At 44.5% G+C, this 11,710-nt stretch carries 8 protein-coding genes and 1 pseudogene; all 9 read right to left on the bottom strand.

Annotated elements, in window-relative coordinates; all coding sequences use genetic code 11:
* Positions 1-103: 103 nt before the first annotated feature.
* Positions 104-1,186, bottom strand: a pseudogene (locus B5F77_RS14910) (hypothetical protein); the annotation flags it as partial.
* A gap of 1 nt (position 1,187) precedes the next feature.
* The gene (locus B5F77_RS14905; protein WP_087332191.1) at positions 1,188-2,222 is read right to left on the bottom strand and encodes an HlyD family secretion protein; all 1,035 of its coding nucleotides are present in this window, start codon (positions 2,220-2,222) and stop codon (positions 1,188-1,190) included.
* A gap of 13 nt (positions 2,223-2,235) precedes the next feature.
* The gene (locus tag B5F77_RS14900) at positions 2,236-3,456 is read right to left on the bottom strand and encodes a TolC family protein (protein WP_087332189.1); all 1,221 of its coding nucleotides are present in this window, start codon (positions 3,454-3,456) and stop codon (positions 2,236-2,238) included.
* 249 nt (positions 3,457-3,705) lie between these two features.
* The gene (locus tag B5F77_RS14895; RefSeq protein WP_255377056.1) at positions 3,706-4,707 is read right to left on the bottom strand and encodes a PDDEXK nuclease domain-containing protein; all 1,002 of its coding nucleotides are present in this window, start codon (positions 4,705-4,707) and stop codon (positions 3,706-3,708) included.
* Positions 4,708-4,924: 217 nt separating this feature from the next.
* A complete protein-coding gene (locus B5F77_RS14890) occupies positions 4,925-5,662 on the bottom strand; it encodes a YebC/PmpR family DNA-binding transcriptional regulator (protein WP_087332185.1) in 738 nt (245 codons plus the stop codon).
* Positions 5,663-5,713: 51 nt separating this feature from the next.
* The gene (gene pheT, locus B5F77_RS14885) at positions 5,714-8,176 is read right to left on the bottom strand and encodes a phenylalanine--tRNA ligase subunit beta (RefSeq protein ID WP_087332183.1); all 2,463 of its coding nucleotides are present in this window, start codon (positions 8,174-8,176) and stop codon (positions 5,714-5,716) included.
* Between the two features lie 360 nt (positions 8,177-8,536).
* Positions 8,537-9,331, bottom strand: coding sequence for a hypothetical protein (locus B5F77_RS14880; protein ID WP_087332181.1), 795 nt, complete (start codon positions 9,329-9,331; stop codon positions 8,537-8,539).
* 11 nt (positions 9,332-9,342) lie between these two features.
* Positions 9,343-10,599: a leucine-rich repeat domain-containing protein gene (locus tag B5F77_RS14875; RefSeq protein WP_087332179.1), complete on the bottom strand. Its 1,257-nt coding sequence runs from the start codon at positions 10,597-10,599 to the stop codon at positions 9,343-9,345.
* A complete protein-coding gene (locus B5F77_RS14870; protein WP_239446388.1) occupies positions 10,547-10,807 on the bottom strand; it encodes a hypothetical protein in 261 nt (86 codons plus the stop codon). Before B5F77_RS14870 ends, B5F77_RS14875 begins: the two co-directional genes overlap by 53 nt.
* Between the last annotated feature and the right edge of the window lie 903 nt (positions 10,808-11,710).

The raw sequence follows: 11,710 nt of genomic DNA, 5'->3' as shown, positions 1-11,710 counted from the left end.
AGAGTCTTGATAACACAATAGTTCACCTCTTTTTCTTGGTTAACCTTTATTGATATAAAGATAAACATTCTTCTTCATTTATTATTTTGCGCAAATCTAAAGGATAACATATCACTCCTGCCAGTCCGATGATAATCAGCCGCAGGTAGTTGAACCGCTTGACGTGCATCCACCAATAGGAAAACAGGCATCCCGCCAGGCATCCGGCAAGCACGGGCCAATCCAACTGCACGCCGGTCATCGTGCCGTAATGCATCACTCCCTCCAGGAATGTTTCTTCCAATACATGCTCGGTGGCAAGCAACATTTCCACCAAGGCGACCAACACAAGTATCGGAGCCAGATAACGGTATGTCCACATCTTGGGTTCAAGGTACGGATGACGGATGGAGAACATGCGCCCCAAGCAGAACACGAACGTAACGGCCGCGGAAAGGCTGACCTTGCGGATGACCGGGCTGTTCCACCAGTCGTAATAATCGCCATAGTTGAAGACGAACGTGATTTCCAGAGCAAGTGCCGCCCACAGCACCGCTCCCAGCCAATCAATGCCAAACAAAGGGAACTTCTTGAACATACGAAAATGACGGGTGCAGACAGTTAATATCAGTAAGTCTGTCATCATGGTGCCGCAAATGAACCATTGCATGTAATCCTAATGGTAGTAATACATCAGATAAGTGGCCAGCAAATCGGACAACTGCATACTCCCTAAGATGATGATATGCAGCATGGGGAAGAACACGGTAAAGTCGCGTGTCGGACTCATCCAAAGCTGGATGTTCGACATGCACTCGAACGTGCCTTGTATCTTGCACATGCCTTCGATAAAGCATACCAGCCAAAGTAACGGAAGAAAAGTGATATGCGGAGCAACCAGGTTGCAGAGCAATACCCCGGTTGCTGCCCCGCACAACAGCGTCTTGTTGGTGAAACGGAATTTCATGCGGAACAACAAAGGAAAATAGATAGCCATTCCTGCCAAGTTCGCGTAGAGGCACATCAAGAGGTCTTCCCGCATCAGGGTCGTTTCCCCCATCATCTGGTTCAACGTGCCTAAATAGAGTCCGCCGGAGAATTGAAAAGTGACAGCGATGAATACATACATCCAAGGCCGTATCCGCTCAGGAACAAAACTCCTGAACATCGGCATGGAGAAAGGCATGGGTTGTGCAGTTCCGCTCATATCAGTATTTCACTTTGCATTCCACATTGAAACCTGCCCGTAAACGGCTCACTTTGTCCGCGTCATTGCCTTGCAGACGGATGCGGACGGGGACTCTTTGCTCCACTTTCACGAAATTGCCGGTAGCATTGTCTTGCGGTATCAAGGAGAACGCCGCTCCGGTGGCATCGGAGATGGATTCCACTACACCTTTATAGGTTATGCCCGGAACGGCATCGGCCGTAAAAGTGACCTCGGCTCCTTCCTTGATATTCGGAAGTTGGGTTTCCCGATAGTTGGCGATGACCCACAAGTCGCCATTGTCCACAATGTCCACCATTGTCTGACCGGGCTGCACCAACTGGCCTTCGTGAATGTCTTTACGTCCGGTCACACCATCGCAGGTAGCGACTATGACCGTATAAGATAGGTTCAAACGAGCCAAATCCACGGCGGCTTGCGCCAAACGGATGGCAGCCTCATTTTGTCCCAGCCGATGCGTCTGTTCCTCTTTGGTCAAGGATGTGGAGTGTTTCATGCGAAGTGCCTGCTCATACCGGGCGTTGATGGCATCGTATGCAGTCTTTACGTTGTCGTATTGCTGACGGGTGACGGCATCCTCCTCCAACAGTTTTTTGTACCGCTGCAACTCACGTTCCGCATTAGCCCGCTGCACACGGACTTCCTCGATGGTGGCGTCATTGACACTCAGATTGTTTTGCGTCGTGGCTATTCCCGCGTTTGTGACCTGCTGTCCTGCCAGTGCGTTTGCCAAGTCCGCCTCGGCTTGTGCCAAACGCAATCTGAACTCTGCATCTTCAATCACGAGCAACGTGTCGCCCTTGTGTATCGGCCGGTATTCCTCGAAATAAATCTTCTTGATGAAGCCCTGCACCCGTGTATTGACGGGAGTGATATGTTGTTTTACCTGCGCATTATCCGTATACTCCACATTCCCTAAATGAATGAAACGTGAGCACACGTATGCCATTCCGATAACCAGCAATGCTATAACAACTATGTTGTAAACCAATTTTTTAGTCTTTCTTGTAATCATAATGTCTTTGAGTTTATAAAGTATGTGTGATGTATTTCATCTTATAATAATTGTACAGGATGTTGATACGGGCATCCACCAACCCCAAGTCGGCGGTGAGCTTCATGTTACTGGCATCCAACATGTCGGTCAGCAACGCCATCTCGTTCTTGTAGCGGTTGTCGGTGACATGATAGTTCTCGTCAGCCAACCTTACGCTGTTCTCCTGTGTCCGCAAGTCGGTGAAAGCAGTCAGGAAGTTCACATATCCTTCTTGCACGGCATTTTCTATTTGCTCTTGCGCCAACTGGCGTTGTTCCTGTGCCTGACGGACATTCAGGCGAGCCTGTTTCAGCTTTCTGTTGTTCTTGAACAAGGAAGAGATATTGTATTTCACACCTATTCCTATGTACCAATAATTGAAATTGTTGTCCAGCACAGGCGCTTCAATGGTGATAGGCCCGTCCAAATGGTCTGCCGCCACAATGGAAATGTGTGGCAGGCGTTCCGCACGTTCCTGCTTTACCTTTTGCTCATTCAGTTGGATAGTCGCTTGCGTCTGTTTCAGGAAGATGTTGTTGGCTTCCGCCATATCCTGCCATTCATCTTCCGTCAATGTTTGGATTCGTTCCCTTAATAATAAGGTGTCCGGATATATCTCCGTATTTTCCGGTAGATGCAAGGTGGTCACCAATTGATGGTTGGCTATTCTCCGTGCATCCTTAACCCTTGTCAATTGCAAGTTCAGTTGCTCCTTTTGCAGTTCATAGCGTGTAATGTCGTTTTTCAGGACTGTACCTTGTTCCCTGCGGGCTTTCATGTTGGCAATGACTTCATCGGTCAGTTCCATGTTCTTTTGTAGCACCCGGATTTGATTGTCCAATTTGTAGAGATTCAGATAATGTCCCACCAGCAGGAAACGTATCTCCTGCACATTCTTTTGCAAGTCAAGTTCCGCCAACAGCTTGCCAAGTTCCGCCTGCTTGATGCCGCTGCTGATGGCTCCGCCTGCATAGACGACCTGCTGCGCCTCCCATGCGAAGTTGTTACCGAAATGAGGCATATCAACCGTCATGGCGTTGCCGAAATCCCTGTCCCATAGCTTGCCGTTGCCCCAATAGCTGGCGGAAAGAGACACGTTCACATCCGGCAGCCTTTGTGCCTTGGCTGCTTTAAGAGCTTCCTTTGCGGCTTCTTTTCCCGTTCGGTACGTTTGAATACTTTTACTCTGTTCGTCGGCAAGACGGAACCCTATAAACCTTTCCGATTATAACGAGAAACCATTTCGTTTCTAACTATAATCGCCGGCGATTATAACTATGTTTCGGAAGGGATAAAAGGGGAATGAAAAATAGGAGTGGCTATAAAAAAGAAAAGGTTGTCATCCCGACAACCAGTCTTCATTGCTAACCTTAAATCTAATACCATGAAAAACACAGTGCAAATATAGAGAGTTTATGTTATATAGCATAACTTCTGGGCATTTTTCTTCTCGTATTTAACCTTATTTTATGTCTTCGCTCTCGTTTTTACTTTCCTTATCAAATTCTCGCTCCTCTACCATCTTGCGCACGCTATTTACTTCATCGATTAACTGTGCTTGCGTGGGCAGGTAAAGTTTGTATTCGCTGGCCAATATGGTTTTATTATCTTCTGGCAAAGCCATGCGCACAGCGGTATCGTTTTTGTTGGTACAGAGCAGGATGCCAATCGTAGGATTTTCGTCTGCCGTCTTTTCCACACGGTCGTAGTAGTTGACGTACATCTGTAATTGTCCTAAGTCCTGATGTGTCCATTTACCGGTTTTCAGTTCAATCACCACGAAGCATCTGAGCAAACGGTTATAGAATACAAGATCGGCAAAGAACTCATCGTCTTCCAATAGGATGCGTTTCTGACGTGCCACGAAAGTAAAACCTTGTCCCAATTCAAGCAAGAAATGTTGCAGATGGGTAATGATGGCCGACTCCAAATCTTTCTCATAATAAGCAGCCTTGCGTTCCAATCCCAAGAACTCTAAATACATGGGGTCTTTGATAATTTCCAAAGGCGATTGCGGAATCCGTTCTTTACGGGCCATGGAAAGGACGGCTTCCTTGTCATTGCTTAGCAACAGGCGTTCGTAGAGTTGCGAGTTAATTTGCCGTTCTGTTTCTCTTGCCGTCCAACTGTTATTGACAGACTCCAGTTCGTAATACATGCGCTTGTCAGGGTCATCTATCTGAATCAGCATGCGATATTGAGTCCAGTTCAATTGTGAACGCAGTACGTTCACAATTGGGTAAAGCCGATAAAACTGGCGGCAAAAAGCCAATTGACGATATGAAAAACCGCTACCATATTCCGGTTCCAACTGTTTGGCCAGATTCTTTATGAGATATGTCCCGTAATCTGCCCGCTCTTTTCCTTGCTGCTCTTCTTCAAAAATACGTTTACCCATGTGCCAATACATCTGTACGCGGCAGAAATCCACACTGCGCACGGCTTGTGTCCGGGCCGTATTGATAATGTTTCAAATGTCGTTGAGGAACTTTTCATTTGGTTTTGTCATTTCATTCATAATTAATCCTTTCTATGTGTTAAATTGAATTCCGTACAAAGATAGGGATTAATCCTTTAAAAAGAAACAAGGGGTTGATTTTTTAGAAAAGAAAATGCCGGAGTGCTTCACAGCAGTCCGGCACACATATAGTTTATGCCATTTTGTAAAAAAGCTATTTATGTTATTCTTCTTCGCTATCGTCTTCCTTCATGTTATGGAATACGTTCTGGACATCATCGTCCTCTTCCAGCTTTTCAATCAATTTCTCGATGGTTTCGCGTTGTTCAGGTGTCACTTCCTTCACGTCGTTCGGGATGCGGACGAACTCGCTGCTGGTGATTTCGTAGCCGTTTTCTTCCAAATATTTCTGGATAGCAGCGTTTTGGGCGAACTCTCCATAGATGATGATTTCGTTTGCATCGTCGTCTACGTCCAATTCATCTACGCCGAAGTCAATGAGTTCCAATTCCAAATCATCCAAAGAGACATTCTCCGGTTTGACGATATGGAACACGCATTTATGGGTGAACAGGAATTCAAGGCTACCGCTCGTACCCAGCGAACCGCCACACTTATTAAAATAACTACGTACATTCGCTACCGTACGTGTCGTATTATCGGTGGCTGTTTCGACGAAAATAGCAATACCAAACGGTCCGTATCCTTCGTAGTTCATTTCCTTATAATCCGTGAAGTCTTTTGAAACGGCCCGTTTGATGGCGCGTTCCACATTCTCCTTCGGCATATTTTCTTTCTTGGCCGTTTGCATCAAGACACGCAGGCGAGGGTTGTTTTCCGGTTCCGGTCCGCCCTGCTTTGCGCAAATGGTGATTTCCTTACCCAACTTCGTAAATACACGGGCCATGTTGCCCCAACGCTTAAACTTTCTTGCTTTGCGAAACTCAAACGCTCTTCCCATATTGTTTATTTGCTTGTTTTATTGTTTGTATTGTGATTATTCTTTCAGATGTTATCTCAGTTGTGCACCTATCTTCTGTTCCAAATTCGTCTGAATCTTCTTCATGATGGCGTCGATTTGTTTATCGTTCAACGTTTTTGTCTCATCTTCGAGGAAGAAGCTGACGGCGTATGATTTCTTGCCTTCCGGAAGGTTCTTGCCTTCGTACACGTCGAAGAGCGTTACCTCTTTCAGGAGCTTGCGCTCGCTTTCGAAAGCAACCTTTTGGATTTCGGCAAATTGTACGGATTTGTCGATTAATAAAGCCAAATCTCGTTTTACGCCTGGGAACTTCGACAGGTCGGTATAGGTAACTTTGTTCTTTTTGGTTTCCTTCATCAAGGCAGTCCAACGGAGTTCAGCGTAATATACTTCGGTGTCGATATCCATTGCCTTGCAGATTTTATGGCTGACGATACCCAACGTTCCCAATACCTTGCCTGATGGCGTCGTAAGGCTTAACCCGGCATCATAGATGTCGTTTGTCAAGTTGCCGAAAATCACTTTCTTCAACGAAATACCCAAGCGGACGAGAATATTCTCTACATACGCTTTCAATTCGTAGACGGAAGTCTTTTCGTTCGGATGAGCCCAATTGTTTTCCACACGGTTACCACATACCCAAATACCCAAGTGGTATTCTTCGCTATAGGGAGACAGGGCTTCGCCTTCTTTTTTGTTTTCGGCATTGAAATCGTAGCAATTACCAAATTCATAGAAATGGATATTGCCCTTCTTCCGTTTCATATTGTGCTCGATACTTTCCAATCCACCGAAAAGAAGGGTCTGGCGAAGACAATTCAAATCAGCACTCAACGGATTCATCAACATAATACAATGGGATGCCGGATAGGTCGTCAAGGCATCATAGTAAGCCGAACGGGTAAGCGAGTTGTTCAGTATTTCATTGAACCCGTATCCACAAAGCTGTTCCGAGATGAGGTTCTCCATTTTGTAGCTATGGTCGGTCGGTGTTTGGTAACTCAGGTTCGACTTGACATGCTCACTGAATTCTATATTATTATATCCGTAAATGCGGAGAATATCTTCAATGACATCTACATCCCGTTGCACGTCGATGCGATAGACTGGTACTTCGAGGCTCAATCCTTCCGCTGTTTCGTTGGTAATTTTCATTTCCAAGCTTTCGACGATGCTCTTTACCGTCTCGGTCGGAATGACTTTACCGGTCAACGAGTTGATTTTCTCGTATGTCAGGTTCACCTTATAGGGCTCGAATACCTTTGGATAGATATCCTGAACCGCACCGGTAATGGTTCCTCCAGCCACTTCTTGAATCAGCAAGGCGGCATATTTCAAGATATAAATCGTAACGTTCGGATCCAATCCGCGTTCATACCGGAAAGAAGCATCCGTATTTAATCCAAAGCGGCGAGCGGTCTTGCGAATCCAAGTCGGATGGAAAGTGGCGGATTCGAGGAATACATCCGTAGTCGCTTCCGTCACACCCGATTCCAATCCACCGAATACCCCTGCGATACACATGGGTTTCTCGGCATTGCATATCATCAAATCGCGGTTTGTCAATGTGCGTTCTACGCCATCCAGGGTGACGAACTTATCACCTTCGTGGGCTGCTTTCACAATCACCTTTCCGCCGTTGATTTTCCCGGCATCGAACGAGTGGAGCGGTTGCCCCATACCATGCAGGATGTAGTTGGTTACGTCTACTACATTATTAATAGGGCGCAACCCAATCGTGCGCAACCGGTTTTGCAACCACTCAGGACTTTCTTTTACCGTGACGCCTTTGATGGTAACACCCGAATAGCGTAAGCAAGCCTCCGTATTCTCTACGACCACTTCGATGGCAGGCGTTTCGTCTTCTATATGGAAAACCTCGACGGAAGGGCGTTTCAACTCGGCCGGTTGGCCATGTTGCTTCAGGTAAGCGGCCAAGTCGCGTGCTACGCCGAAGTGCGAAGTCGCATCCACCCGGTTCGGTGTGATGTCCACTTCCAATACATAGTCGCTTTTAATGTTATAGTATTCTTTGGCAGGCAAGCCGACCGGCGTATCGCTGGGCAATACAATGATACCCGCATGGTCGGTACCTACGCCGATTTCATCTTCGGCACAAATCATACCGTTCGATTCTACGCCCCGCAATTTAGAGCGCTTGATGGTAAATTCCTGATCGCCATCATATAGCTTCGTGCCATTTACAGCTACGATAACCTTTTGCCCTGCGGCTACATTCGGTGCACCGCATACGATTTGCAAAGGTTCGCCCGTGCCTACATTGACCGTTGTCACGTGCAGATGGTCTGAATTGGGGTGCATTTCGCACGTCAAGACTTCGCCCACTACGAGTCCTTCCAGTCCGCCTTTGATGGTTTGCACCTCTTCTACACTGCCTGTCTCCAGACCAATCGAAGTCAGGGCAGCGGCTACTTCTTCAGGCTGCAAGTCAAAATCGAGATATTCTTTCAGCCAATTATAAGATATATTCATCGTTTATATTAGTTTATTTCGATAGCTAATGTCTTAAAGACTTGCAAAAGTAGGCATAATAATTGAGAGTGTAAAGGGTTTGGGGTGAAAAAATCCCTGCCGCGGATTGGGAAGCCAGATTGCAAGGCTTCTCTATCATGCTGGACTATTGCAGAACATAAACCCTGCCGTCATTCCGTATGAATGCTTTCGATTGAGGCATATAATGTATAGGAATCGTTTCATGCCCCATCCGTCTTTGTTTCCGGGCGGAAGGAAAATGGCTGTACAAAAGTTTATTTTAGAGAACAGCGTATCAAGGAAAGGGCGACGGTTCTGTTTCGTCGCCCTTTCTCTTTTAATACGTAAGATCTATTTGTATTAATACTCTAAAATGTGAGACGGTTCAACCTTTCCAGCCAGTTCAGGAAATTCTGCCTCCAACGCTTTGATAAGAAGTCCTGCATAATCCTTATCGATAAAAGGAGAAATTGTAATCTTCTTTATCAATTGCATGGGATTAATAGGCAGTTCCACATGATCAGTATCCAAAGTCAAAGCACACAATCTCAGTTCCTGTTCGTTTTTATAATACAATGTCTTTTTAAAAAGACAATCATAAAAAGAATCGAAACCTTCTGGAGCATAATATGCTTTAGATAATAACAAATCAAATTCCCTATCCGTATTTTCTATACTGCCAATCAAATCTTGGACGGTTGTTTCAATGCGACATCCGATTGCATGGCTGGCATACGCTTTCCACATCAAATAGTCCTCGTGAACCAAGCTTTGATCCGGATGTTCATGCTCGTCGAAAGTCCAACAGGAAATACAAACTTTATAAATGTATTTCCGCGCGATTCGTTCCCATTCGTTTCTTTCTCTTTGCTCTTTGTTGTGTGGCACAATTTGAGGAGTAAAAGCATATCTGGACTTTTCTTTCCGGCCTTTTTCTCTCAAATCAGGAAAAGATTGCCGATTGGGAATATAGAGTTTCCTACTTCTCAGCATCGCATACAGGTACTCCAGATTCATATAACGGAATAGGGATTTATTCTCTTCCGCTATTCCATTATATACATAAATGCCATTTACCTCTTTGCGAGAATCATTGCTTCCAAATATGGATATTGGAAACATTTCTCTTGGAGTCATATTTTCTTTCTTTTTCATACAACTAAATTTTATTCTTCTAAAATGACATTGCATTGTATTCCAAAGGATAACCACAAATTATAATCATAAATGGATGATGAATGCCATGCATCTTTCTCGTAAATGCTTTTACAACCTTTTGGAACATACAATGTATCACAATAAAATCCTATATATCTGCTTTGATTATCCATTGTTGTAAATGGATTTCCGCATAAAGGTGGAGTTTGAGGACGCATGCGAACAACCCCTAAAGATTTAAATGCACTACTTCCTATTCTTTTCACATTTTCAGGAATTACAATCTCATCCTCAACAACATCCTTAAAAGCCCTATCTCCAATTGTGTTCAAATTCTCTGCTTCAGAAAGATCTATTTCTACTCTCTCAATGCCAGCAAATGCGTCATTTTCAATATCTATAAGATTTTTTATATCCTTTATCTCTAATTCACTATTATTTCTTTTGTTGTTATTATAACTCTGATTAAATGCTTCTTCTCTTATGTATTTTACATCAGGCATTGATATCACCATTTTTTCATTTTCAGGTACACAATATGAAAAAACATTTTTACCTATTATTTCTACACCGTTTAACTCTACTTCCTCCAATGAACAATTACTAAATGCTTCTGATTCGATATTTAAATTTCCTTGTGTTTTTATCTTTTTTATATTGGAGCCCTTAAAAGCAGATTCCCCTATTCTTTTTAAACTCTTGGGAAATACAATTTCAGTCGGAGTAAAATCTTTTCCCGCAAATGCACCGTTTCCTATTTCTTCTAACTTTTCGCTTAACAAATTGGATATGTCCAAGACTTTGCCAAAATCAATGTTATCTTCTATGACCTCTATATTTTTAGGAAATTTGGAGATAACATAACCAGTCCACCCCATTCCTCCATACAAATGATTTGCTTTGTATGATTCACCATTATAAGTAGACTCTACGATTTGAATCTCTGACATATCTAAATAAATTGTATCTGCCCATTTCTCATAATAACCTTGAATCGAACGAGCAAATTCCAAATTATGCATATCTTCTCTATTCAACTTGCCTTTCACCACCAAATTATTAAGTTCGGAGCTTTCATCATAATGCGAAATGATGTTGTCATACTCACTTTGAAAGGTCCCTGGCTCTTCTACATTAATAATGATTGTTTTGCCATCTGCTCCATTTCCGCCGCCCGGAACAGGATCATCGTCGTCACTGCACGCTACAAAATTAAAACTCAACGCCGCAGCCATCATAGCTGCCAATAAACTCTTTACTTTCATATCTGTAAATGTTTTTCACTCCTGTTCCCTCCAGAGTGGTTAACAATAAAAAAGGTGTGGGAACTGTATCTGCTTTATCTTTATAACGGGCTTCTCGCATTGCCCTTAGGATAGATAAAACAACAGCATCCCACACCAATAAGATATAGTTCTCCCTCCTTGGGAGAATCCTAATCAAATGATGCGGGTGCCATTGAGTTATCTTCATCCTAAATACAAACTTTGCGAGAATTTGTTATAAGAAGATAATCTCAATAACACCTTTCGTAATAAACTTGCGCCCCTTGGCAAGCCCAACACGATGGAACTCACGGGTCACGATGCAAAGGTACGAAACATTATTTTAATAAGTGCAAATTTTCGAGGAAGAATTTCATATTCATCTCCATGGGAATCACTAACCAGACGGTGAAACCGTCGAATCATGCTTAACCGCGGGTGACGCGTTAGCATTACCCGCGGTAGCTGATGTCCCCTCTATCCCGACCCCAGCGGGGTCGAACAAGAGGCATAGAGGGAAAGGTTCGACCCCTTCGAGGTCGAGACCGTGGGGCGGACTTTGACCGCAGGTGCCGCTTCGCGCCACACAGCCGGTTAAGCATGGTTAGACCTCTCCGAGGTCTGACGGATGCAACCTATTTGAAAGAGATGAAGGCCGATGCGAATCGCCCGAAGTATGTTTTATTAGTGAATATGGCCCTGGGTTCTCCGGAATCTGGGGCTTTTTTTATGGTAGGACCTCGGAGAGGTCCAAATTTCAGGTAACTGCGGGTCGGAGCGAAGCGAGGCCTGCAGAATAAATGCCCCGCAGGCCTCGCCGATGGCTTCGACCTACGGCTACCTGAGGATTGGACCTCTTTCGAGGCCCGTTTTTCTTGGGGATTGAGGCTTTTTCATGCTGTAAAGTATGTTCGCCGAGCGAGATGGCAGCTTGAAAAACGTGGGAAATGCCGTTGCGTATAGCAAAAACACTTCCCACGTGATTGGAAGCCCATTGTGTGGACGCAATTCCATTTCCCACGTGATTGGAAGCCCATTGCGTGGACACAATTCCATTTCCCACGCGATTGGAAGTCCATTGTGTGGACGCAATTCCATTTTCAACGTGATT

This window comes from Parabacteroides sp. An277 (assembly GCF_002159645.1).
GTDB lineage: Bacteria > Bacteroidota > Bacteroidia > Bacteroidales > Tannerellaceae > Parabacteroides.
The sequence above is the reverse complement of the archived record's forward strand: the minus strand, read 5'-3'. Positions and strand labels throughout refer to the sequence as shown.